This is a genomic window from Flavobacterium cutihirudinis (assembly GCF_003385895.1).
Taxonomy (GTDB): domain Bacteria; phylum Bacteroidota; class Bacteroidia; order Flavobacteriales; family Flavobacteriaceae; genus Flavobacterium; species Flavobacterium cutihirudinis.
The window spans coordinates 787433-811697 of sequence record NZ_QRDQ01000008.1 but is presented as its reverse complement, the minus strand read 5'-3'; the positions used below and the strand labels follow the sequence as shown (position 1 = coordinate 811697).

At 33.8% G+C, this 24265-nt stretch carries 21 protein-coding genes; 14 read left to right on the top strand and 7 right to left on the bottom strand.

Going from position 1 to position 24265, the window contains the following annotated elements; genetic code table 11:
- Nucleotides 1-7 precede the first annotated feature (7 nt).
- The 3 genes from BD847_RS09245 to BD847_RS09235 all read right to left on the bottom strand — a co-directional run bounded on the left by BD847_RS09245 (nt 8) and on the right by BD847_RS09235 (nt 2585).
- The gene (locus tag BD847_RS09245; RefSeq protein WP_115887990.1) at nt 8-1339 is read right to left on the bottom strand and encodes a TolC family protein; all 1332 of its coding nucleotides are present in this window, start codon (nt 1337-1339) and stop codon (nt 8-10) included.
- A 17-nt stretch (nt 1340-1356) separates the two neighbouring features.
- A complete protein-coding gene (locus tag BD847_RS09240; protein WP_115887989.1) occupies nt 1357-1956 on the bottom strand; it encodes a TetR/AcrR family transcriptional regulator in 600 nt (199 codons plus the stop codon).
- A gap of 107 nt (nt 1957-2063) precedes the next feature.
- Nucleotides 2064-2585 carry a YceI family protein gene (locus BD847_RS09235; RefSeq protein WP_115887988.1) on the bottom strand — a complete coding sequence of 174 codons (522 nt, stop codon included), beginning with the start codon at nt 2583-2585 and terminating at the stop codon, nt 2064-2066.
- Between the two features lie 266 nt (nt 2586-2851).
- Between BD847_RS09235 and BD847_RS09230 the strand changes: the two genes are divergently transcribed.
- Both BD847_RS09230 and BD847_RS09225 read left to right on the top strand, forming a co-directional pair.
- A complete protein-coding gene (locus BD847_RS09230; protein WP_115887987.1) occupies nt 2852-3826 on the top strand; it encodes a polyprenyl synthetase family protein in 975 nt (324 codons plus the stop codon).
- 87 nt (nt 3827-3913) lie between these two features.
- Nucleotides 3914-4267 carry a hypothetical protein gene (locus BD847_RS09225; protein WP_115887986.1) on the top strand — a complete coding sequence of 118 codons (354 nt, stop codon included), beginning with the start codon at nt 3914-3916 and terminating at the stop codon, nt 4265-4267.
- A 28-nt stretch (nt 4268-4295) separates the two neighbouring features.
- On the opposite strand, the gene BD847_RS09220 is transcribed toward BD847_RS09225, so the two are convergent.
- Both BD847_RS09220 and BD847_RS09215 read right to left on the bottom strand, forming a co-directional pair.
- Nucleotides 4296-4862 (bottom strand): hypothetical protein, encoded by a 567-nt coding sequence (locus BD847_RS09220; RefSeq protein ID WP_147298507.1) that lies wholly within the window; start codon nt 4860-4862, stop codon nt 4296-4298.
- 41 nt (nt 4863-4903) lie between these two features.
- Nucleotides 4904-5455, bottom strand: a complete 552-nt coding sequence (locus tag BD847_RS09215; RefSeq protein WP_115887984.1) for a hypothetical protein — start codon at nt 5453-5455, stop codon at nt 4904-4906.
- 118 nt (nt 5456-5573) lie between these two features.
- Here BD847_RS09215 and BD847_RS09210 point away from each other — a divergent pair, with 118 nt between their 5' ends.
- The 7 genes from BD847_RS09210 to BD847_RS09175 all read left to right on the top strand — a co-directional run bounded on the left by BD847_RS09210 (nt 5574) and on the right by BD847_RS09175 (nt 18396).
- Nucleotides 5574-8348, top strand: a complete 2775-nt coding sequence (locus BD847_RS09210) for a 2-oxoglutarate dehydrogenase E1 component (protein ID WP_115887983.1) — start codon at nt 5574-5576, stop codon at nt 8346-8348.
- 96 nt (nt 8349-8444) lie between these two features.
- A complete protein-coding gene (gene odhB, locus BD847_RS09205; RefSeq protein ID WP_115887982.1) occupies nt 8445-9671 on the top strand; it encodes a 2-oxoglutarate dehydrogenase complex dihydrolipoyllysine-residue succinyltransferase in 1227 nt (408 codons plus the stop codon).
- Nucleotides 9672-9888: 217 nt separating this feature from the next.
- The gene (locus tag BD847_RS09200; RefSeq protein ID WP_115887981.1) at nt 9889-12378 is read left to right on the top strand and encodes a TonB-dependent receptor; all 2490 of its coding nucleotides are present in this window, start codon (nt 9889-9891) and stop codon (nt 12376-12378) included.
- Between the two features lie 406 nt (nt 12379-12784).
- Nucleotides 12785-13087 (top strand): hypothetical protein, encoded by a 303-nt coding sequence (locus BD847_RS09190; protein WP_115887979.1) that lies wholly within the window; start codon nt 12785-12787, stop codon nt 13085-13087.
- A gap of 3 nt (nt 13088-13090) precedes the next feature.
- The gene (locus tag BD847_RS09185) at nt 13091-14638 is read left to right on the top strand and encodes a PepSY-associated TM helix domain-containing protein (RefSeq protein ID WP_115887978.1); all 1548 of its coding nucleotides are present in this window, start codon (nt 13091-13093) and stop codon (nt 14636-14638) included.
- Between the two features lie 115 nt (nt 14639-14753).
- The gene (locus BD847_RS09180; RefSeq protein ID WP_115887977.1) at nt 14754-17207 is read left to right on the top strand and encodes a TonB-dependent receptor; all 2454 of its coding nucleotides are present in this window, start codon (nt 14754-14756) and stop codon (nt 17205-17207) included.
- Between the two features lie 79 nt (nt 17208-17286).
- Nucleotides 17287-18396, top strand: a complete 1110-nt coding sequence (locus tag BD847_RS09175) for a PepSY-associated TM helix domain-containing protein (RefSeq protein WP_115887976.1) — start codon at nt 17287-17289, stop codon at nt 18394-18396.
- Nucleotides 18397-18447: 51 nt separating this feature from the next.
- Here the strand turns inward: BD847_RS09175 and BD847_RS09170 are convergent, their stop codons facing one another.
- Nucleotides 18448-18795, bottom strand: coding sequence for a toxin-antitoxin system YwqK family antitoxin (locus BD847_RS09170; RefSeq protein ID WP_115887975.1), 348 nt, complete (start codon nt 18793-18795; stop codon nt 18448-18450).
- 210 nt (nt 18796-19005) lie between these two features.
- Nucleotides 19006-20001: a TlpA family protein disulfide reductase gene (locus BD847_RS09165; RefSeq protein WP_115887974.1), complete on the bottom strand. Its 996-nt coding sequence runs from the start codon at nt 19999-20001 to the stop codon at nt 19006-19008.
- 157 nt (nt 20002-20158) lie between these two features.
- Here BD847_RS09165 and aspS point away from each other — a divergent pair, with 157 nt between their 5' ends.
- The 5 genes from aspS (at nt 20159) to BD847_RS09140 (ending at nt 24248) form a co-directional block, all read left to right on the top strand.
- On the top strand, nt 20159-21910 hold the full coding sequence (gene aspS / locus BD847_RS09160) for an aspartate--tRNA ligase (protein ID WP_115887973.1): 1752 nt from the start codon (nt 20159-20161) through the stop codon (nt 21908-21910).
- Nucleotides 21911-22215: 305 nt separating this feature from the next.
- Nucleotides 22216-22410 (top strand): cold-shock protein, encoded by a 195-nt coding sequence (locus BD847_RS09155; RefSeq protein ID WP_007137066.1) that lies wholly within the window; start codon nt 22216-22218, stop codon nt 22408-22410.
- A gap of 242 nt (nt 22411-22652) precedes the next feature.
- Nucleotides 22653-23018 (top strand): NADH-quinone oxidoreductase subunit A, encoded by a 366-nt coding sequence (locus BD847_RS09150; RefSeq protein WP_035646215.1) that lies wholly within the window; start codon nt 22653-22655, stop codon nt 23016-23018.
- Nucleotides 23019-23176: 158 nt separating this feature from the next.
- Nucleotides 23177-23725: an NADH-quinone oxidoreductase subunit B gene (locus tag BD847_RS09145; RefSeq protein ID WP_089059751.1), complete on the top strand. Its 549-nt coding sequence runs from the start codon at nt 23177-23179 to the stop codon at nt 23723-23725.
- Nucleotide 23726: 1 nt separating this feature from the next.
- Nucleotides 23727-24248: an NADH-quinone oxidoreductase subunit C gene (locus tag BD847_RS09140; RefSeq protein ID WP_115887972.1), complete on the top strand. Its 522-nt coding sequence runs from the start codon at nt 23727-23729 to the stop codon at nt 24246-24248.
- The last annotated feature ends 17 nt before the right edge of the window (nt 24249-24265 follow it).

Genomic DNA, 24265 nt, shown 5'->3' with positions numbered 1-24265 from the left:
TAATTAGTTATTTAATAAGAGTTTTAAGTTCGCCTTTTGATTTGATTAATGCCACTTCGGCAATTTTATAATTTAAAACAGCTCTTGTGTAATTATTTTGAGCTTCCTGATTTGCGTTTTCAGCATCTAATAAATCGGTTAATGATGCTAAACCTTGAAGATAATTGTTTTTAGTATTACTCAAAATTTCGCCAGCCAAACGCATGTTTTCTTTTTGATTTTGAATCGTTACCATATTATTATCGATTTGCGCCATTGCATTTCTATAATCCAGATCTAGTGATAATTTAGTGTCTTTGATATCTTCCTGAAGTGTTCTAATATCAACATCTGCCTGTCTTACTCTTGCACGGGTTCCAAAACCTGTAAAGATCGGCACACTTAAATTTAATCCAATTCCCGAATAATCAGACCAGTAAACACCTGAAGATGGTTTTGCAAAAAGAGGAAATTCCGGTCCCTGACCAATGTAGTTATAACCTGCTGTCAGAGATAGTTTCGGATAATATTCAGCCTGAACTGCTTTCTTTTGGAAAATCAATAATTCTTCTTGTTTTTTCAAAAGCAGATATTCCGTTCTGTTTTCTACATTTGGAACCTCAGTTAATGATGCTGGAACTGCTTCAAATTCTTCTTTTGGGATAACAATTTGAGTTTCGATAGGCATACCCATATAAAACTTCAATGCATTTTCCTGTAATTCAACTTGGTTTTTAACTTGCTGACGATCTGTATCAATATTTGACATTTTTACAACAATACGATCTAAGTCAATTTTCTTAGCTAAACCATTATCATACTGTCCTTTTACGATATCATGAACTTTTGTTGTATTAACATAAGTGCTATCTAATAATTTTATTCTTTCGCGTTGTACGTAAACTGAATAATAATTATTTGCCACTCTTTCAATTACCTGCTCTTCTGTTAACTGATCGTTGATTTGATAAAATTCGCGAGTAGATTTTGCCGCTCTCAAACCTGTAAATACAGATTGATCAAACAATGCCTGAGTTAAATTTACTCCTGCACCTGATGTCCATTTTTGACCAAAAGTTGCCTGAATACTAGTTCCCGGCTGACCAAAAGAACCTCCATCAATTACACTTGTCTGCAAAATTGGATTGTAAGTTAAATTTCCGTTTGCGTGAATTTGAGGTAAAGCTCTCGAGCGAATTTCCTGAATTTGGTATTCGCTGTTTTCAACCTGTAGTTTTGCCTTTTTTGCGTCGGCTTTATTTTGAAGCGCATAATTAAGCGCGTCTTTTAAGGTTAAAGTGACTTGTGCATTGGCTGTCAGGCCAAGAGAGCACAAAAGTATTACAATTATTTTTTTCATAAATTATAGATTGACGATTAAGCGGTAATTTTTTTAAGTTGTTTCTCCAATTCCAATATTCCTTTTTGAGTTGCCATTGCTCTAGTATGATATTCCAAAGCCTCTAATTCTATTTGTTGTGCTTCTTTTTCTGAAACCGTAGTTTCATTGATATGAAAAATTAAAGTGTAATAAAATTTCACGTAGATATCGATATTCAAATCTTCACGATATAATCCATCACGAATTCCCTTCTCGATATTTGCTCTGAAATATTGTGTACACTGATCAATTTCATGAGACAATACATTTTGGTAAATCTCCGGATAATGTTTTTTCAATTGATAAATTGGCGAGGTATCAATATTGTTCTTAAACATATCACGAAACATTTCCCTTATTTCAAAGTTTTCATGAATCGAATTATAATTTTTTTCTACAATGGTATCAATTATTTCATGTACTTGCCTGTGAACCATAGAAGTACTTTCTTCGATTAAGACTTCTTTATTACAGAAATATTTGTAGATCGTTTTTTTCGAAATACACATTTCTCCTGCAATATCATCCATTGTAACACTTTTAAAACCGAGCTTTAAAAACAACTCGCTCGCTTTCGATATAATTTTCTCTTTCATTTTGATATTCAAATTGCATTACAAATATAGCTCGGAAACTAAAAACAGAAAAATAGTTTCCGTTATATTTGTAATAATTTTACATTAATTTATTCATTATGTAAGATTTATATGCTAAATTCCAGATTTGCAATAAGTTTGATGTCTCGTCCTAGTGCCAAACCGCCATTATGATTAAACGAATTATAATCTAAACCAAAGTCCTGACGTTTGATATCTCCCTTAATTTCAAAAGCTACTTTTTTCTCACCGTTATACGTATTAACGCCAATAAATTCGGCATCAAGTTCAACTACTTTTGTTACATCTTTTATAGTCAAATCGCCTTTAAAGAAATTGATATTATTATTCACTTTTTGAAATGAAGTCGATTTAAAACTAATTATCGGATGTTCGTTAACATCGAAAAAGTCCTGAAGCTGCAAATTAGTGTCAACATGCTGAAAACTATCATATTTGTTGTTTATATCTAAAGAAAACTCAACTGATGCATCTTCAATTTCATTATCTTCTATATTGACATAACCTCCAAATTTATTTGTTGTACCTCCTAAATAAGCAATTATCGAATGTCTCATTTTAATTAAAACATCTGATTGGCTAGAATCTAAAGTCCATGTAGTTTTCATAAGTGTCTGTTTTTAAATATTTTGCAAATTACTTAAGCTTCTTTTGGAAACTTTTACAGTGTTATGAGTTTCCAAATGCGGTGCAAATATAGACAGGAAACTCTGAATACCAAAAAAGTTTCCAAGTTTTTTAAAAAATAATTTTAAACGATTAGAAATGAGTTCGCTTTCAATTTCTTTAAACGAATCCCATCATTTAATTTTAAAAAATGAATAATTCACATTTGAATTGTATCTTTGAGCCTCGGAAATCAGAATTTTATTTTATGCACGATATCAGTCAGTACCAGGATTTTTTTATCACTTATTTAAAAAAACAAAGCATACGAAAAGAGCCTAAAAACCTTTATGAACCAATTGAATATATTTTAGGACTAGGAGGAAAACGAATGCGTCCGGTGCTTACGCTGATGGCTGCAGAAGTATTTGACACCAATTATGAAACAGCACTTCCGGCAGCAATGGCGGTAGAAGTTTTTCATAATTTTTCGCTTGTTCACGACGATATTATGGATGACGCTCCTTTAAGAAGAGGAGAAGTTACCGTTCATGAAAAATGGAACATCAATACCGGAATTCTTTCTGGCGATGCCATGCTTATTCTGGCTTATCAGTATTTCGAACAATACGAACCTGAAGTTTTTAGAAACTTAGCAAAACTATTCAGCAAAACAGCTCTTGAAGTTTGCGAAGGACAACAATGGGATGTTGATTTTGAAGAAAAAAACGATGTTACCATTCCGCAATATCTAAAAATGATTGAATATAAAACTGCCGTTTTGGTTGCTGCTGCTATGAAAATGGGCGCAATTGTTGCCAAAACTTCTGAAAAAGAAGCCGATTTAATTTATGATTTCGGACTGAATTTAGGATTGGCATTTCAGCTTCAGGACGATTATTTGGATGCATTTGGAGATCCGGAAACTTTTGGAAAACAAGTTGGAGGAGATATTATTGAGAACAAAAAAACCTATTTATATTTAAAAGCTTTAGAATTTTCAACTCCTGAAAAAGCTTCAGAATTAGAAAAATTATTTAGTTTACAATTGGATGATAATTCGGTAAAAATAGAAACAGCAAAAGCAATTTTTAATGAATCCGGAGCATCACAAGCCACGCAAGAAGCTATAGAAATGTACACTTTTAAAGCTTTTGAAACTTTAGAAAAAATGGACATCAATTCTGAAAAGAAAGATATTCTAAGAACATTTGGCGAGAATTTAATGGGCCGTAAGGTTTAGTGTTCAGTTATCAGTAGTTAGTGGTCAGTGTCAGTATTCAGTAAAAAAATCTACAATCTAAATCAGCAATCTAAAATCTAAAATCAAATGTTTGTAGCACCAGTAAACACGGAATCACTTTTAGCGCAAGCGCAGGCTGAGACTTTATATTTAAGTTTGATTGAGCAGATTAATAAAGATTTCAATTTGGCTAATGAAGGAATTGATTTTCCATTAAGCATTTCGCCAGACGAATTAAAGATTCAGCTTCACGAAAAAATCTACAGAATGATTCAGTACAAATTTGCTGAATATTTGAATTTACTTTATATAATTGATGTTCCAGAAAACGAAATCAAACAACTTGATGGATCAGATTTAGTTGTTTTGGCTGAACAAGTTGCTTTCTTGATTTTAAAAAGAGAATGGCAGAAGGTTTGGTTTCGAAATTATTATAAATAAGACTCTAAGTTGCTAAGATGCTGAGCTATTAAGTTTTTTTCTCATTTGGACGAACAATATTATGTAATTTATCTAATTCATTAATTAGTCCAAAACCTTCAGTATTTATTTTACTTCCTATAATTTGAAAACGAGCATTTTTAAAACAAATCTTTGCTATACCAACTGTTTTTGCATTTTTCTTGAAAATAAAAACATCTTTATACTCAGCAATACAGGCACAAGCATCATTTTTTAGCGAATCTTTTTCACTAAATACATTTTCAATACTCTTTTCATCTTTAATCGATAAATTTGATTTTTTGTAATTATGACTTAGAAGTGTTTTTTCAAAATCTTCTTGTGGAATATTATCAGGAAAAGAATGTATATAGATATTAATTAATTCTTTTTCTTTTTCAGTTTTGTTCTCTTTTTTAATGAGCTTAAAAAAATTATTCTCAGATAAATTTAAATAATAATGATCAATTCTATCAGAATCAAAAAAAGGTTGCAATTCTTTTTTTACAACCTTCTCATTATTAATATCTGATTTCTTAGAATTATTACAGCTTAAAACTAAAACTGCCGTAATTAAAAAAATAATTTTTCTCAAATTTCCATATTTAAAACTAGTCACTCAGAACTTTTAAACCTCTAAAAGTAGACCCGAACAAAAGGCATAAATCCTGAACCGTAAAGACTTTTATTCGGATTATACAAAACATCATAACGCCCACCAATTGTTACATTTTTTGTTCTGTAACCTGCACCCAGATATAGCGCAGTATTCCAATAACTATCTGAATAAGAAGGAAAATTAAAAGTAGCTTCATATTGAGTGTCGACTCTTACTTGCTCTAATTCAGCAGACAACTGAATTTCAGGAATTGGATTTACTAAGCCGATAAGACTTCCACCCCAAACGAAAGATTCGTAATAATTTTTTTGATATAAATAACCAAATTGTAGACCTGCTCCAACAGCCACAACCTCATTAACGTTATAAATAGCACTTGGCATAACCGAGATATTGGTGTATCCTGATCCGAAACCTAATCCGAGTCCGCCACCAAATTGAACTTTATCCCAGAAGTGATTACTGTTGTCAATGACATAGTTTTGCTGTCCTGATACATTGGTTGAAAATAAAACTGCCAAAATCACAAAAAAAGAATTGAAAACGATTGAAATTTGATTTTTATTCATACTTAACGTTTATTTTAACAAATTTTTACGTAAAAGTACGTAAAAAAAAGATTTAAATAAATGCGATTGTTGTACTTTTGCGTTTCTATATAACAAAAAAGTATATTCACTCAATATTATGGATAGGTTTTCATTTTTAAACGCAGCGCATACCGAGTTTTTTGCACAATTATACGATCAATATTTAGTTAACCCAGACAGTGTAGAACCTAGCTGGAGAAGTTTTTTTCAAGGTTTTGACTTTGGAATGACTACATATAATGACGAAAATCCAGTGCAAACTATCGTTGAGTACGCGACTAGCGATAATACAGATTATAGTCAGATTTCTGAAAAACTAAAGAAAGAATTCAACGTTTTAAAATTAATTGACGGATACCGTACGCGCGGGCATTTATTCACAAAAACAAATCCAGTTCGTGACCGTAGAACTTCATCTCCAACTTTGGACATCGAAAACTTCGGATTAACTACAGCTGACCTTTCGACTGTTTTTGATGCTGCACAAACAATTGGAATGGTTCCTTCTTCTTTACAAGACATCGTAAATCGCCTTAAAGCTATTTACTGCCAGCACATTGGTATTGAATATATGTATATCAGAAATCCTGGCGTTGTAAAATGGATTCAGGATAAATTGGCTGTAAATGTTAATCAGCCAAATTTCTCTACAGAAGAAAAGAAAACGATCTTAAATAAATTAAACGAAGCGGTATCTTTCGAGAACTTCCTTCATACTAAATATGTTGGACAAAAACGTTTCTCATTAGAAGGTGGAGAATCAATCATCCCAGCTCTTGACGCTTTAATTGAGCAAGCTGCTGAAAAAGGTGTTGAACAATTCGTAATGGGAATGGCACACCGTGGTCGTTTGAACGTTTTGGCAAACATCTTCGGGAAATCTACTCAGGATATCTTTGGTGAGTTTGACGGAAAAGATTACGATCAGGAATATTTTGATGGTGACGTAAAATACCACTTAGGTCTTACGGCTGACAAAAAAACAAGATCAGGAAAAAGTATCAACATCAATTTAGCACCAAACCCTTCTCACTTAGAAACGGTTGGAGCTGTAATTGAAGGTATCACTAGAGCAAAACAAGATAAATATTACAATGACGATTTCTCTAAAGTATTGCCAATTGCGGTACACGGAGATGCTGCAATCGCAGGTCAGGGTATTCTTTATGAAATTATTCAGATGGCGCAACTTGACGGTTACAAAACTGGAGGAACAATCCATATTGTAATCAACAACCAAGTTGGATTTACAACAAACTACTTAGACGCTCGTTCATCAACTTACTGTACAGACGTTGCTAAAGTAACTTTATCTCCTGTATTACACGTAAATGCTGATGATGCTGAAGCTGTTGTACACGCTGTATCTTTCGCATTAGACTACAGAATGCAATTTGGACGTGACGTATTTATCGATTTATTAGGATACAGAAAATATGGTCACAACGAAGGTGATGAGCCTCGTTTTACGCAGCCGGTTTTATATAAAATCATTGCTAAACATAAAAATCCAAGAGATATTTACGCAGAGAAATTATTGTCTGACGGTGTAATCGATGCTTCTTATGTAAACGGTTTAGAAAAACAATACAAATCTCAATTAGAAGAAAACTTAGAAGCTTCTCGTAAAAAAGATTTAACAATCATTACTCCATTCATGAAAAACGAATGGGACGGATTTGTTCAGGTAACTGATACACAAATGCTTCAAAAAGTGGACACTACTTTTGACAAAAAAGGATTGGATTCTATCATCAAAACAATTTCAACTTTACCGGAAGACAAAAAGTTCATCAATAAAATAACTAAAATTGTTACGGATAGAAAAACTGGTTACGACAATAACACCGTAGATTGGGGAACTGCTGAGGCATTAGCTTACGGTTCACTTTTGACTGAAGGATTTGATGTTCGTATTTCTGGTCAGGATGTTGAAAGAGGAACTTTCTCTCACCGTCACGCTGTAGTAAAAGTGGAAGATTCTGAAGAAGAAGTAATTCTTTTAGATGCTATTGAAAACAAAAAAGGGAAATTTGGTGTATTCAACTCTCTTTTATCTGAATATGGGGTTTTAGGTTTTGATTATGGATATGCATTAGCAAACCCGAAAGCCTTAACAATTTGGGAAGCACAATTTGGAGATTTCTCTAACGGAGCTCAAATCATGATTGACCAATACATTTCATGTGGAGAAGATAAATGGAACAACCAAAACGGTATTGTTTTATTATTACCTCACGGATATGAAGGACAAGGTGCAGAACACTCTTCTGCAAGAATGGAGCGTTACTTACAACTTTGCGCAAGACATAATATGTATGTTGCCGATTGTACAACTCCTGCCAACTTCTTCCACTTGTTGAGAAGACAAATGAAAACGAATTTCCGTAAACCATTGGTAGTTTTCTCTCCAAAAAGTTTATTGCGTGATCCAAGATGTGTATCTACAGTTGAAGAAATCGCAAACGGAAGTTTCCAGGAAACAATTGACGATACTACAGTAAACAAAAAAGACGTTAAAACTTTAGTTTTCGTTACAGGTAAATTCTACTACGACATTGTAGCTGAAAGAGAAAACAACGGAAGAAATGACGTTGCTGTTGTTCGTATCGAGCAATTATTCCCTTTCCCAGCGGAGCAAATCAAAGCAATCATTGCACAATATCCAAATGCAGATGATTATGTTTGGGCTCAGGAAGAACCTAAAAACATGGGAGCTTACAGCTTTATGTTAATGAACTTTGATCTTGTAAAATGGAGATTAGCTTCGTTAAAAGCATACTCTGCTCCTGCATCAGGAAGCTATACACGTGCTAAACGTCGTCACGCAGATGCAATTAGAATGGTATTCGATAAAAATTTATTCAGATAATAAAAAAAATTGTTTCAAGTTTCATGTTCCAAGTTTCAAGTTTAACAACCTGAAATCTGAAATCTGAAACCATAAAAACCTTAAACAAAAACAAAGATGATTTTAGAAATGAAAGTCCCATCACCAGGGGAATCAATAAAAGAAGTTGAAATTGCAACTTGGTTAGTAAAAGACGGAGATTATGTAGAGAAAGATCAGGCGATTGCTGAAGTTGATTCAGACAAAGCTACTCTTGAATTACCTGCTGAAATGAGCGGTGTAATTACACTAAAAGCTGAAGAAGGTGATACAGTAGCAGTTGGTGCTGTAGTTTGTTTAATTGATACAGATGCTGCAAAACCAGCAGGAAGCGCTCCGGCGGCACCAGCGGCTGAGGCACCGAAAGCGGAAGCTCCTAAAGCTGAGGCTCCAAAAGCAGCTCCAGCTCCGGCAGCAGCAAGTTATGCAGCTGGAACTCCATCTCCTGCAGCAAGAAAAATATTAGATGAAAAAAATATTGCTCCAGCTTCAGTTTCAGGAACTGGAAAAGGAGGAAGAATTACTAAAGATGACGCTGTAAATGCAGTACCTTCTATGGGAACTCCAACTGGAGGAAGCCGTGGAACTGAGCGTACAAAATTATCTATGTTACGTCGTAAAGTAGCAGAAAGATTAGTTTCAGCTAAAAATGAAACGGCTATGCTTACTACTTTCAACGAAGTAAACATGACGCCAATCAACCAAATTCGTAATGAATACAAAGATGCTTTCAAAGCTAAACATGGTGGTTTAGGTTTAGGTTTCATGTCATTCTTTACAAAAGCAGTTACAAGAGCTTTAGAATTATATCCAGATGTTAACTCAATGATGGATGGTGATTACAAAATCGCTTACGATTTTGCTGACATCTCAATCGCGGTTTCTGGACCAAAAGGATTAATGGTTCCTGTTGTTCGTAATGCTGAACTTTTAACTTTCCGTGGAATTGAAGCTGAAATCAAAAGATTGGCTTTAAGAGCTCGTGATGGTCAAATTACAGTTGACGATATGACTGGAGGAACTTTCACAATTACAAATGGTGGTGTTTTCGGTAGTATGTTATCTACTCCAATCATCAACCCTCCTCAGTCAGGAATCTTAGGAATGCACAACATCATTGAGCGTCCGATTGCTGTAAACGGAAAAGTGGAGATTCATCCAATGATGTATGTTGCTCTTTCTTACGATCACAGAATCATCGACGGACGTGAGTCTGTTGGTTTCTTGGTTGCTGTAAAAGAAGCTTTAGAAAATCCAGTAGAATTATTGATGAATGGCGATGCTAAACGTGCTTTAGAATTGTAATTTATAGTAATTTTCAACAATAATAAAGAACCTGTTCATTAATTTGAACAGGTTTTTTTGCTTAAGATTAGCTTAATTTTAGCTTAAGATGTTAATTTTTTAAAGAAATGTAAATTTTACCATTTAAAAAATATTTTATTTAGAATAAATAAGAATAGCTTGTATAGTTGATGCTCATCAATTAAATTTGCGCTATTAAAATCAATTCTAAATAAAAATGAAATATAAAATTACCATTTCTTTTTTGAGTTTTTGTTTTTTCCTTTTAGCTGCAACGACAATCTCAGCTCAAGAAAAAGCAACAATTAAAGGTCAAGTCGATCTAACCAATAAGGAAACTGCAGACAACGTTTCGATTGTATTAAAAGGAACTAAAATTGGAACCAATACAGACAGTAAAGGTTATTACGAGATTAAAAACTTAAAACCTGGAACGTATGTAATTAAAGTTTCATCGGTTGGATATTCATCAAAAGAGAAAAGCATTTCTTTAAATGCCGGAGATGAAGTAGTAGAAAATTTCACTATCAGTTCAAACTCAGAACAATTAGATGAAATTGTAATTAACGGAACTGGCAAAAAAAACACATTTGCCCGTAAAGAAACACAACAAGTATCAAGATTGCCACTTAAAAATCTTGAAAACCCACAGGTTTACACTACAATTACTGGTGAACTTCTAAAAGAACAAGTTGTTACCAATATTGATGACGCTCTTAAAAATGCTCCGGGATTAACGCAACTTTGGGCTTCAACAGGACGTGGCGGAGACGGTGCAGGATATTTTTCTTTAAGAGGATTTGCTGTACAACCAACGATGATAAATGGATTACCTGGACTTTCTAACGGAAGTTTAGACCCTGCAAATATTGACAGAATCGAGGTTATAAAAGGACCTTCGGGAACATTGTTTGGAAGTAGTTTAATTTCATACGGTGGTTTGATTAATATTACAACTAAAAAACCTTACGACCATTTTGGTGGCGAAGTAAGTTATACTGCAGGAAGCTATGGTTTAAATAGAGTAACTGCTGACGTAAACACTCCATTAGACGATGAACATAAAATCAATTTCCGTCTAAATACAGCTTATCATTCAGAAGATAGTTTTCAGGATTCAGGTTTTAGAAAATCTTTCTTCTTTGCTCCGTCATTATCTTACGAAGCAACTGACAGATTATCATTTTTAATTAACACGGAATTCCTAAGCAGCGAAAGTACAAATCCTACTATGTTGTTTTTAGACAGAAGTTCTCCATTAAGAGTTCACAATATTGACGAACTTGGTTATGATAACAAACGTTCGTATACAAGTAATGAGTTAACACTTAAAACGCCTTCGTATAGTCTTCAAGGGCAAATGAATTATAAAATTTCAGATCAATGGACTTCGCAAACTGTACTAGCGCGAAGCTCTACAAAATCTCAAGGATATTATGCTTATTTGTATGAGATTACAAATAGCGGATTGTTTCCAGACATTAAGAACGGAATCGTATTGGGAAGATCTTTCACCAATAATGATTCAAGTACGTTAACTACCGATATTCAACAAAACTTCATCGGAGACTTTAAAATCGGTAATCTAAGAAATCGAATTGTTGCCGGATTGGATTATTTCAACAGAATGCAAATTGATAACGGTACAGATTATGCTTATAATGAAAGCTTAATTTATATTGGTTCGGATCCTTTGCAAACTGTAAATGAGGATGTTTTCGGAATTACTGATCCTGCAAGTTATATTACAGATGGTGATAATGGAATTTTATCTAAAGCTCATGCTGACTCTGTACTAGCAAATAAAGGAGTGAACAACAGCAAACAAAAACAGGAAACATTCAGTGCATATGTTTCTAATGTTATCAATATTACTCCTGCGCTTTCTGCAATGGCAAGTTTACGTATGGATCGTTTTATGAATACTGGTGACGTAACAACAAAAGCTGACGACTTCAACCAGACTACTTTCTCTCCAAAATTTGGTTTAGTTTATCAGCCAATTATTGACAAAGTATCTCTTTTTGCAAACTACATGGACGGATTTGTTAACCCATCGCCTATTACTGATGTGTTACCTGACGGGTCAAGACAACCAAGAACTTTTAAACCTGAACACGCTACCCAATTTGAAGTTGGTACAAAATTAAATGTGTTTAGCGATAAATTGTACGCTACATTTAGCTACTATGATACAAAAGTAAAAGATATGGTTTACACTGATTATGGCGCAACTACTACAATCAGTTATCAGGATGGCGGCCAAAGAAACAAAGGTTTTGAGGCTGAAATCGTAGCAAACCCAGTTCAAGGACTTAATATCGTTTTTGGATATAGCTATAACGACGCACTTTTAACACAAGGTTTAGCTGATTTCGTAAACCACAGACCAGAAAGTGCTGGACCACAAAACCTAGCAAACCTTTGGGCAAGTTATAAATTTGTTGAAGGTGACCTAAAAGGATTTGGTTTAGGATTTGGTGGTAACTATGCAAGTGATAACAAAATCATGAACAGAACTGTTGCCGGAGTATTTACAATTCCTGAATATACTGTATTGAATTCATCTATTTTTTACGGAACAGAAAAATATACTTTGACATTAAAAATCAACAATATCGCAAATGAAGATATTTATGACGGATGGTCGACAGTACACCCAAAAGATGCAAGAAGCGCTGTAGCAAGCTTCTCTTATAGATTTTAATTAATAAAAAACACCTTTCTGATTTTACAGAAAGGTGTTTTTAAATTTTAAAGATTATGATAACAATTGCCAGTCTTATCGTTTTTTTAGCTTTCTACACATTGTATTACACCTCAAAAAGAGCGGTATTATCATATGATTTGGGTTTTGAAAAATGGATGCAGAAAAATCCAAAACAAACCAAAATTATCGGTCTGCTACTTTTGCTTTCGGCCTACACAATGTGGCTTTTTACACAATCTCTTGGCTGTGGCACCTTGATGTTTTTTATTCAGCTGATGACCGTTGGAAGTCTTATAATTATTCTGACTCCATTAAAAAAAGTAAACAGCAAAGCACTTTTAGCGCTGTTAATTTTTATCGCGATTTTAGAACTTTATTACAACTAAAAACCTTTACTAACCTTATGCCAGCAAATCCAAAATATTTAACCCCTTCCTTTTGGCCTCGTTTTCTCAAAATAACCGCTGCAATTTTAGGAGGATACTTTGTATCAATTACCTTTCATCTTGCTTTGGCTGCATGGTTTAATCGTGCAGCGATTTTAATGACAATGGCATTTACAGGATTTATTCTTTGGGTAGCGCTTATGGTAATTGCTTTTTTGGCGAAAAGCGGTTGGAAAATTTGGGGTATTTATATTCTTTTAAGTTTGCTTTTTTGTCTTTTCATTTATCTTGGTCAAACCTATAATCAACCGGCGCATTAACCTATGAACAACCGTCATTATAATATCTATTTTCACACACATACTGTCAGCGGTATTGTCATTAGTGTGGTTTTATTTGTAATTTTCTTCGCTGGATCTTTTTCTTTTTTTAGAGATGATATCATCAATTGGGAAAGAAGTGAATCTACAGTACTAACAAGAGAAATTCAGTTGGACTACAATGATGCATTACAACATCTTGACAAAAAATATATTCTCGACGGAAGAAACATTACTATTTCTAAACCTTCTCTGGAAAATAGGGTTGCCGTTTATATGGAAGGCACCAAAGATACTTTGGCTCCAGCCAAACAAAAAGAAGGGCAGTTTTTCTATCTGGACAACAAAAACTACAAATCATACACTTACGAAGAATCATATTCTTTGGGAGAATTATTATATCGTCTGCATTTCTTTGCACAGATTCCGTATCCTGTAGGATATTACCTTTCCGGATTTACCGCTTTATTTTTCTTATTTGCTATTGTAACTGGAGTTTTGCTGCATTGGAAAAAAATTGTTTCTAACTTTTATATTTTCCGTCCAAAAGAAAAATTAAAAACACTTTGGACAGATGCACATACTGCTTTAGGAATGATTGGGCTTCCGTTTCAGTTTGTTTATGCCGTTACAGGTGCCTTTTTTATGATCAAACTTTTAATCGTTGCACCCGCCGTTATGGCCCTATACGATGGAGACGAGAATAAATTATACAAAGAACTGGAGTACAACGATACCGATTATAAATTTGAAAACAAAAAATTAGCCAATCCTTTCAATGTAAACCAGCTAGTAGAAAAAGCAAAAAGCAATTGGTCTGACTTCGAAATTACACGCGTTTTTATTCAAAATTATGGCGATGCTAACATGCATGTTGTAGTGGAAGGCGAATTATTAAGCCACAAAAAATTTACAGGAATTGGTAAAATTGTCTACCGAATTGCCGACGGAAAAGTGGTTGCAAAAAAAGATCCTGTATCTCAAAACAATTATCTGGATGTTGTAAAAAATGTTTTATACCGAATCCACTTTGGTGATTATGGCGGATATGCTTTAAAAATCGTAAGTTTTATTCTAGGGATCATTACATGTTTTGTAATTATTTCAGGAGTTATGATTTGGTTGGTTGCGAGACAAAAAAACAATCTGCCGGAAAAGAAAAGACGTTTCAATGCAGCAGTTGTTCGAATCTATTTAGCAATTTGTTTAAGTATGTATCCTATTACTGCTTTGGCTTTTATCGGAAGCAAAATTTTCTATCCATTAACGCAATCCAATTTATTCGCACTTTATTTTGGCGGATGGCTTGTATTGGCAGTCTTCTTTATCATTAAAAAGAATGACGCATTTACAAACAAATTCTGTCTGATTTCGGGAAGTATTTTAGGATTTTTAATTCCGGTTACAAACGGTATCATAACAGGAGAATGGTTTTGGACATCATTTATGCACAACAAGATTCAGATTTTCTTTATTGATGTTTTCTGGATTTTCCTGGCTTCCATTTCATTATACGTTGCTTATCATTTAAAACCTAAAAAAGAAAATTAGTCTCTAAAATGCCTTTTTAATTTATTACATTTTTTTTCCTATAGTTCAAACTTTACAATTGGTCATATAAACTATTAGTCTTACTTTTGCTCAATCAATATTTATTCTAAATAAAATGAAGGGGAAATTTACGGTAATGCTAATTTGTTTTTGTTTTTTATTATTTACACAAACATCTGCTTTAGCACAGCAAAAAACTGTTATAAAAGGAACTATTACGGCCGTAAATGGCGAACCGTTAGAAAATGTTTCCGTTCAATTGAAAGGAACTAAAATTGGTGCTCTTACCGACAGCCAAGGTTTATACGAAATAAAGAACATCAATTCAGGAAGTTATACTTTACGTGTTTCGGCACTTGGCCACACTTCAAAAGAAAAGAAAATTATTGTTGAAGGTGAAGCTGAAATTATAGAAAATTTCACCATTTCTACGAATACTGAAGAACTTGAAGAAGTTTTTATTAAAGGAAACATCAATAAATACAATAAATCTGAGAGTCCTTTTGTCTCAAAAATGCAGATTAAAAATCTTGAAAACTCACAAGTTTATAGTGTTGTTACTAAAAGTTTGATGAGAGATCAATTGGTTATCAACCAAGACGACGCCTTAAAAAATGTTCCTGGATTGTATCAACTTTGGGCCGCAACCGGAAAAGTTGGTGATGGTGGTTCTTATTTCGCTTCACGCGGATTTGTTACGCAAAGTTTGTTAAGAGACGGAATTGCCGGAAAAATCACGAATAGTGTTGATGCGGCGAATCTCGAAAGAATTGAAAGTATAAAAGGCCCGTCGGCAACACTTTTTGGAAGTATTTTGACTTCTTACGGCGGATTAATTAATAGAGTTACCAAAAAACCAACAGAAACTTTTAGAGGAGACATCAGTTATCAATCCGGAAGTTATGGTTTAAACCGATTGTCAGCCGATTTCAATACGCCTTTGAATGATGATAAAACCGCTCTCTTACGAATTAACGCGGCTTACAATGATGCAAATACTTTTCAGGACTACGGGAAAAACAGAAGTTACTTTTTTGCTCCCTCTTTTTTGTATAAAATCAATGACAAACTAGCAATTTCTATTGATGCCGAATTATCAAGTGTTAATTCATCATCGCCAGCATTTACTTATATTCCGTACGGGCAAACTCCAAAAAGCATCAATTTATATAATGCCAATGAAATTGCCAGAGATTGGAAAAGATCTTTTACGGGCGGCGAATTCATGATGAATACTAAAACGGCTAATATTTTTGCACAAGCGCAGTATCAAATCAATGAAAACTGGAAATCGCAGACCATTTTTAGTTCAAGTGCCAATCAATCTGACGGACCTCAGGCCTGGTTTTATTTGTTAGGAAACAACAAAATGTCTAGAAATGCCTGGAATATGGTCGGAAAAGACAATATTGTCGAGTTTCAACAAAACTTTAATGGGCAGACAGAACTTTTTGGAATGAAACATCAACTGCTTTTTGGCGGTGATATTCTAAGATCTGAAACGAACAGCAGTCTGGGATATCTTGGCGGCGATCCAAACAATCCGTTTAAAACAGATTATGACATTGTCGATTATTCTGCAGCAAATTCTAATTATTACAATTTCAATCCAAATAATATTGAGCCGTTATTTGTAAATGGTTATCAGTATAGAACAATAACTTCCTTAACCACTTATAGCTTATATGCTGCAGATGTGATCAATATTACGGATCAGTTAATTTTATCTGTTGCCCTACGTTTTGATCATTATAAGAATAATGGAACTTACGATCCTTCAACCAATATTAATTCGGGAGCTTTTTCGCAAAATGCTTTTTCTCCAAAACTTGGACTTGTTTACCAAATCATAAAAGACAAAGTCGCTGTTTTTGGAAACTACCAAAATAGCTTCAAAAACATTGGTTACTTGTTTGCCAACGTAAACGGAAATCCGGAATTAAAACAATTTGATCCTGAAAAAGCAAATCAATTTGAAGCTGGTTTAAAATTAAACATAGTAGAAAATAAACTTAGCGCCAATTTAAGTTACTATAATATTGACGTAAAAAATATTGTTCGCGCAGGACAAGTGGTTAACACAAATGTTCAGGACGGAAACCAAACAAGCAAAGGTTTTGAAGTTGAAGTTACTGCAAATCCGTTTTCTGGTTTAAATCTTATTTTTGGATATGCCAATAATGATAGCAAACTAAACAATGCGAATGCCGATGTAAATGGTTTAAGACCTGAAACAGCTGGCCCTGAAAACCTAATTAATTATTGGATTAGTTATAGTTTACAAACATCTAAACTAAGAGGATTAGGTTTTGGTATTGGAGGAAATTCTGGTAGTGAAACTTTTGTTTATAACCGAAACCCAACGGGTTCAGGAAATCCTGCAGATGTTGAAACTTTTGTATTGCCTTCCTATTCTATCGTAAACGCAACTTTATATTATGATCAGCCAAAATACAGACTTTCATTAAAAGTAGACAACCTAACAGACGAACTTTATTTTAATGGTTATACCACTGTAAATGTACAAGCGCCAAGAACTTTTATGGGAAGTATAACGTATAAATTTTAAGTTCAATTATAAATGAACTTCATCTAGCGATATGCCTTTTAATGGTATTTTTGCCAGAAAAAAGAATTCTTTCTAAAAAATGAGTTTCAAAACGAAAATACGTTTTCTTCATAAATGGCTCGGATTAATTTCCGGGCTTATTGTTTTTATTGTCTGCATTACGGGCTGTATTTTCTGTTTTCACGACGAAATAAAAGACATTACCCGAAAAGAATGGCGTTTGGTTGAACCTCAAAACAAACCTTTTCTTCTTCCTTCAGTTTTAGCAGAAAAAGCAAAAGAAATTGTTCCAAAAAACAAAACAAGTATGGTGGCTTATTACGGAAAAAACCGTTCGGCGATCGTTTATACTTACTCGGACACAGAAAACTTATATCTTTATTTTAATCCGTATACAGGTCAATATTTAAAAACCGAAAATCCTAAAACCGATTTTTTTATTATAATCGAATACATTCATTTGTATTTGCTTTTGCCTGATTATATTGGAAAACACGTCATCGGCGGCGCAACAATCATTTTTGTTTTATTGCTGATTTCTGGAATTATTCAGTGGTGGCCAAAACGAAAAAGTGATATTAAAAGAAGTTTTACCATTAAATGGAATGCCAAATGGCGCCGCGTAAATTATGATTGGCATAATACTTCCGGATTTTACATTGCATTAATCGCACTTATTCTAGCGATTACAGGTTTGACTTTTACCTATGAGTGGGTTGGCGACGGCATTTACAAAACCTTTAATTTTGGTGGAGATAAAGCGATTGAAACCAAAACTCCTGTAATTGACACCACAAAATTCAAAATAAATTCAGTTACAGCAATTGACAAAGCTTTTGCACAAACCCAGAAACTTCAACCAAAAGCCGAAATGTTTTTCATAATGATTCCGCAACAAAAAGGAGATATTGTGAGCACGGGTGCTTATCCGCATACGTTGCGCTATGATCAGCAGAGCAATTATTACTTTCATCCATCAGACGGAAAATTAATTAAGAGTCAGACTTTTGATAATAAAACATTAGGATTACAAGTGGTCGAAATGAACTACGGTATCCACACCGGACAGGTTCTGGATCTACCTGGAAAAATTTTAGCATTTACCGTTAGTTTGCTTGCTTCGGCTTTACCAGTTACGGGTTTTATAATTTGGTTTGGACGCAGGAAAAAATCTAAAAAAAGAGCATAAAAAAACCGCTTCAATAAAGCGGTTTTTTTATAATTCGTCGAAATCAATCAATTAATTTCTGTTTGCTAAAGCATTTTTCTGTAAACTTTTCACTGAGCTAACTTTACTGTCAACATAAGCTACTTCTTTTAGACTGTCTTCATTAAAGAAAATCCATTTTCCAGTTTTCACTCCGTTTGTGTATTCTCCAACGGCTTTTTTATTTCCTTTTTCGTCATAAGATACCCAAACACCATCTAATTTACCATCCTTAAAAAAGCCTTCTTGCTGCACTTTACCATTTTCATAGTAATAAGTAGCTTTCACTGTGTTTCCAACGGCTTCTAATTCAGGTTTTGTTTCCTGCGCAATTAACATTCCTGAGAACAACAACGCAGCCAAAATAACACTCTTTTTCATATCTGTAGGTATTAATGTTAAGAAATCTTTATCAAATATAGTCAAATGTTTACATTAAAAAAACTTTTACTTAACAATTTGGTAACATTGAATAAAAACTTAACATTGAAAATAGTGCAAAAACAAAAAAACCAGTGCTCAGGCACCGGTTTTGCTTGTAATTTCAAAAAAAAGAAATGTTACGATAACGTTATCGATTTTATAAATAAATTACTTCAATAATGTATTTAATTGTTCTTCTAGTTTTGGATCTGAAGGTCGTGATGCATCAGAACTTACGACATTACCCTGAGGATCAATTAGTATAAATCTTGGAATTCCTGTTACACCATAATTCATAACAAAGTCAGACTCCCAATCTTTATCAGCAAATAATTGAACACCGCCCAACTTTTTATCGGTTACAAATTTCTTCCACTTTTCATTATCTTTTGCTTTATCGATAGAGATACTCACAAACTCGATGTTTTTATTATGATATTTCTCTTCCATCTTTTGTAAGTACGGAATCTCAGCTCTACAAGGCGCACACCAGGTTGCCCAAAGATCAATGTAAATATATTTGCCCTTTAAGTCAGCCAGTTTTGTTTTTCCGCCTTTAAAATTTTCATAATCAAATTCAGGCGAAGGTTTTCCTGTCATTTTATTAGCCTTTGCTGTTCTTTCATATTCCTGAGAGGCATATTGATAAAAACCTTCGAAACTACTTTTCAGAGCAGTCTTAAATTCAGGATCAAAATCACCTTTCTCAAGACTTTCTGTATCCGCCTTCAATTTAGTGTCAAGCGAGGTGGCAAAGGCAGTAGCTTCCTGAGAAAAAGCTTCGTTTTGAAACTTTTCATCTTTTAAAGCCTGCTGTGCCAGGAAATTACTTTCATTAATTCCTTTTCCTTTATAAACAATAGTTTCATCAAATTCTTTGGCATCCATTGTTAAGTTGACTTCGGAGTCCGGTTTTAAATAAATATTGGAAGATTCGATACCATCAGAAAACACATAAAATCCTTTTGGAGCTTCAAATGAAGCTGCGAAAACACCTTTTTTATCAATTGGAATAACTTGTCTAAAATTATTTCTCCCCTTAATTACTAATGTATCACTGTTTCTATTAGCGATTTTAGCCGTAAACTTTACTTGATTCTTAACCTGACCGATAAGGTTCAAAGCGCTAAAAATCAACAATCCCGTAACAAAAAGTTTTTTCATAGATAATATAATTTGTTTTTAGTGATTCAAATCTAAATAAATAACAGCTTTGAAATTTCAGAATTAACAAAATATTTAAAATTATAAGCATCAAGTTTATCAGTTTACTATATTATCTTGAATTTTGTGTTTACTTTTGCAGTCTAAAATTTTGATCATGTATAGAAGTCATAATTGCGGCGAATTAAACGCTTCAAATATCAACACCGAAGTTACACTTGCGGGATGGGTTCAAAAATCACGCGATAAAGGATTTATGAATTGGGTCGATTTACGCGACCGTTATGGAATTACTCAGCTTATTTTCGACGAAAGTCGTACCGATAAAACCGTTTTTGAATTGGCAAAAACTCTTGGACGTGAATTTGTAATTCAGGTAAAAGGAACTGTTATTGAGCGTGAAGCCAAAAACAAAAATATTCCAACTGGTGAAATCGAAATTTTAGTTTCTGAATTAACGATTTTAAACTCTGCACTTACACCTCCATTTACAATTGAAGATGAAACTGACGGTGGAGAAGACATCAGAATGAAATACCGTTATTTGGATATCAGAAGAAATCCTGTAAAAAACAGTTTATTATTCCGTCATAAAGTAGCGATGGAAGTTCGTAAATATCTATCTGATTTAGATTTCTGCGAAGTTGAAACACCTTACTTAATCAAATCAACTCCAGAAGGAGCGAGAGATTTCGTTGTACCAAGCCGTATGAACGAAGGACAATTTTATGCATTACCACAATCTCCACAAACTTTCAAACAACTTTTGATGGTTGGTGGAATGGATAAATATTTCCAAATCGTAAAATGTTTCCGTGACGAAGATTTACGTGCAGACCGTCAGCCTGAGTTTACTCAGATTGACTGCGAAATGGCATTTGTTGAACAAGAAGACATTTTGAATGTTTTTGAAGGCTTGACAAGACATTTATTAAAAGAAATTAAAGGCATTGAAGTAGAGAAATTCCCAAGAATTACTTACGACTATGCTATGAAAACATACGGAAATGACAAACCGGACATTCGTTTTGGGATGAAATTTGGTGAGTTAAACGAATTTGCACAACATAAAGAATTCCCTGTATTTAATACAGCTGAATTAGTTGTGGGAATTGCAGTTCCAGGAGCAGGAAATTACACTCGTAAAGAGATTGATGGATTAATTGACTGGGTTAAACGCCCTCAAGTTGGCGCATCTGGAATGGTGTATGTAAAATGCAACGAAGACGGAACTTATAAATCATCTGTAGATAAATTCTACGACAACGATGATTTGACAAATTGGGCAAAAGCAACAGAAGCGAATCCAGGAGATATGATTTTTGTACTTTCTGGACCTGCAAACAAAACAAGAGCACAACTTTCTGCTTTACGTATGGAATTGGCAACTCGTTTAGGTTTACGTAAACCTGAAGAATTTGCTCCGTTATGGGTTGTAGATTTCCCATTATTAGAACTTGACGAAGAAAGCGGTCGTTACCATGCAATGCACCACCCATTTACTTCTCCAAAACCAGAAGATATGGCTTTACTGGAAACAGAACCAGGAAAAGTTCGTGCAAATGCTTACGATATGGTTTTGAACGGAAACGAAATTGGTGGAGGTTCTATTCGTATTCACGATAAAGCGACACAACAATTAATGTTCAAATATTTAGGATTTACCGAGGAAGAAGCAAAAGCACAATTCGGATTCTTAATGGATGCTTTCCAATTTGGAGCACCGCCACATGGAGGACTAGCTTTTGGTTTGGATAGATTAGTTGCAATTTTAGGAGGTCAGGAAACTATTAGAGATTTTATTGCTTTCCCTAAAAACAATTCCGGGCGTGATGTTATGATCGATGCTCCGTCTGCAATCGATGATGCACAATTAAAAGAATTGCACATTAAAATTGATGCTATATAAATTCTAAAAAAACTAAATCATAGTAAAAAAGCAGCTAAAATTTTAGCTGCTTTTTTATTTCTAAATCTTTAAGAATAATTGCATATTTTACATTTATTAAAATAAAGAATTCCTACAATTCCATTTTTGTTATATTCCTACAATAAATGATTCTCAAATTATGGTATTTCATATAAATATAGTTGCAATAAACCACGTAAAAACACTGTAAATCAATAATTTTTACAAAAAATTAACATGTACATGTCTTTTGTATTGGTTAATATGTTACATTTGCTTTATTATAAATTATTATTACAATTACAATGCGTACAGGTACAGTAAAATTTTTCAATGAATCTAAAGGTTATGGATTCATTACAGACGAAGAAACAGGAAAGGACATCTTCGTTCACGCTTCAGGAATTAACGCGGAAGAATTACGCGAAGGTGACCGTGTAAGCTACGAAGAAGAAGAAGGAAGAAAAGGGAAAGTTGCTGCTAAAGTAGCAGTAATCTAAGAAAAATATAGCAATTTATTTTTTTTGCCTCTGAATGGTTTTCAAAACGTCCCGAAGTATCGGGACGTTTTTTTTTGCTCATTTCTTAAAAAAATATTAAAAAATGAGAATCTTATTTATAATCAATAAAAATTAGGCGCAAACGCGGATTGACAGCATACTTATATCCCCCTTTAGTTTGTGATTTACATAGCTGAAAGTTATCTTTGTGGCTTATTCTTTAAGTAAAAAATCCTAAGATTATGCAATCTGATCAGTACAGTTACATTCCTATTTTAATGCAGTTCATTTTAGCTGTTGGTTTCGTGGTAGGAACAATCATTATTTCCGGAAAATTAGGTCCAAAAAGAACCTCAGAAGTTAAAGATAAAAACTTTGAGTGTGGTATCGAATCTGTTGGTAATGCACGTATTCCTTTCTCCGTAAAATATTTCCTTGTTGCTATTCTGTTTGTATTGTTTGACGTAGAGGTAATTTTCCTTTATCCATGGGCAGTAAACTTTAAAGACCTTGGAATTGAAGGAATGCTTAAAATGATTGTTTTCATGGCATTGCTTTTAGTTGGTTTCTTTTACATCATCAAGAAGAAAGCACTAGAGTGGGAATAAAACGATTTTAGATTTTAGATTTCTAATTTTAGATTATTCATCTGAAATTAAAATTTAAAATTTAAACTCAATTGAATTTAATAGTGATTTAAAAAATTGACTTTACTTTTTACGATTTCAAAAAAAATAAAATCTAAAGTCAGAAATCTAAAATAAAAATGAGCGATTCAAATGTAAATATGGTTGCGCCACCTGAGGGAGTTGTAGGAGAAGGTTTCTTCGCTACAAAACTAAATGACGTTGTTGGTTTGGCACGCGCGAATTCTCTTTGGCCTTTACCTTTTGCAACATCTTGCTGCGGAATTGAGTTTATGGCAACAATGGCTTCACATTACGATTTAGCACGATTTGGTTCTGAACGTGTGAGTTTCTCTCCTCGTCAAGCTGATATGCTTTTAGTAATGGGAACTATTTCTAAAAAAATGGCGCCGATTTTAAGACAAGTTTACGAACAAATGTCTGAACCTCGTTGGGTTATTGCTGTTGGGGCATGTGCTTCATCAGGAGGAGTTTTCGACACTTACTCAGTTCTTCAGGGAATTGACAAAGTAATTCCGGTTGACGTTTACGTTCCGGGATGTCCTCCAAGACCAGAACAAATCGTAGACGGAGTTATGAGGTTACAAGATTTAGTAAAAAGCGAATCTGTTAGACGCAGAAGCTCTCCGGAATATCAAGAATTATTAGCTTCCTATAACATTTCATAAGATGGCTTTAGAAAACACCCTGATTCAGGATAAACTTATTGAAACATTCGACACTAATGTTTTCAATTTTCAGCAAGAAAGAGATATTTTTTCAATAGAAACGACTGCTGACAAAATCACAGCATTGATACTGTTCCTTAAAAATGATGCCGATTTACAATTTCATTTTTTAACAGATTTATGCGGTGTTCATTATCCGGATAATGAGCAAGATCGTCAGTTTGCAATAGTTTATCATTTGCATAACTGGATCGAAAACAAACGTATCAGAATAAAAGTTTATTTAGACGGTGAAAAACCGGAAATAAAATCCATTACAAATATTTTCTTGAGTTCAAACTGGATGGAAAGAGAAACTTACGATTTCTACGGAATCAATTTTATTGGTCACCCACAATTGAAACGTATTTTGAACATGGATGAAATGGTGTCTTTCCCAATGAGAAAAGAATTCCCAATGGAAGACAGCGGAAGAACGGACAAAGACGACAGATTCTTTGGAAGAACAACAACAAATTGCTAAAAAATAATTCAACATTA

Bases quoted from the DNA above. Each gene is read 5' to 3' on its own strand.
- BD847_RS09165 (WP_115887974.1), bottom strand. From the start codon at position 20,001: ATGAAAAAACTTTTTGTTACGGGATTGTTGATTTTTAGCGCTTTGAAC.
- BD847_RS09245 (WP_115887990.1), bottom strand. From the start codon at position 1,339: ATGAAAAAAATAATTGTAATACTTTTGTGCTCTCTTGGCCTGACAGCC.
- BD847_RS09140 (WP_115887972.1), top strand. From the start codon at position 23,727: ATGGCTTTAGAAAACACCCTGATTCAGGATAAACTTATTGAAACATTC.
- BD847_RS09190 (WP_115887979.1), top strand. From the start codon at position 12,785: ATGCCAGCAAATCCAAAATATTTAACCCCTTCCTTTTGGCCTCGTTTT.
- BD847_RS09175 (WP_115887976.1), top strand. From the start codon at position 17,287: ATGAGTTTCAAAACGAAAATACGTTTTCTTCATAAATGGCTCGGATTA.
- BD847_RS09235 (WP_115887988.1), bottom strand. From the start codon at position 2,585: ATGAAAACTACATGGACTTTAGATTCTAGCCAATCAGATGTTTTAATT.
- BD847_RS09185 (WP_115887978.1), top strand. From the start codon at position 13,091: ATGAACAACCGTCATTATAATATCTATTTTCACACACATACTGTCAGC.
- BD847_RS09150 (WP_035646215.1), top strand. From the start codon at position 22,653: ATGCAATCTGATCAGTACAGTTACATTCCTATTTTAATGCAGTTCATT.
- BD847_RS09210 (WP_115887983.1), top strand. From the start codon at position 5,574: ATGGATAGGTTTTCATTTTTAAACGCAGCGCATACCGAGTTTTTTGCA.
- odhB (WP_115887982.1), top strand. From the start codon at position 8,445: ATGATTTTAGAAATGAAAGTCCCATCACCAGGGGAATCAATAAAAGAA.
- BD847_RS09200 (WP_115887981.1), top strand. From the start codon at position 9,889: ATGAAATATAAAATTACCATTTCTTTTTTGAGTTTTTGTTTTTTCCTT.
- BD847_RS09240 (WP_115887989.1), bottom strand. From the start codon at position 1,956: ATGAAAGAGAAAATTATATCGAAAGCGAGCGAGTTGTTTTTAAAGCTC.
- BD847_RS09225 (WP_115887986.1), top strand. From the start codon at position 3,914: ATGTTTGTAGCACCAGTAAACACGGAATCACTTTTAGCGCAAGCGCAG.
- BD847_RS09155 (WP_007137066.1), top strand. From the start codon at position 22,216: ATGCGTACAGGTACAGTAAAATTTTTCAATGAATCTAAAGGTTATGGA.
- BD847_RS09145 (WP_089059751.1), top strand. From the start codon at position 23,177: ATGAGCGATTCAAATGTAAATATGGTTGCGCCACCTGAGGGAGTTGTA.
- BD847_RS09215 (WP_115887984.1), bottom strand. From the start codon at position 5,455: ATGAATAAAAATCAAATTTCAATCGTTTTCAATTCTTTTTTTGTGATT.
- aspS (WP_115887973.1), top strand. From the start codon at position 20,159: ATGTATAGAAGTCATAATTGCGGCGAATTAAACGCTTCAAATATCAAC.
- BD847_RS09230 (WP_115887987.1), top strand. From the start codon at position 2,852: ATGCACGATATCAGTCAGTACCAGGATTTTTTTATCACTTATTTAAAA.
- BD847_RS09170 (WP_115887975.1), bottom strand. From the start codon at position 18,795: ATGAAAAAGAGTGTTATTTTGGCTGCGTTGTTGTTCTCAGGAATGTTA.
- BD847_RS09180 (WP_115887977.1), top strand. From the start codon at position 14,754: ATGAAGGGGAAATTTACGGTAATGCTAATTTGTTTTTGTTTTTTATTA.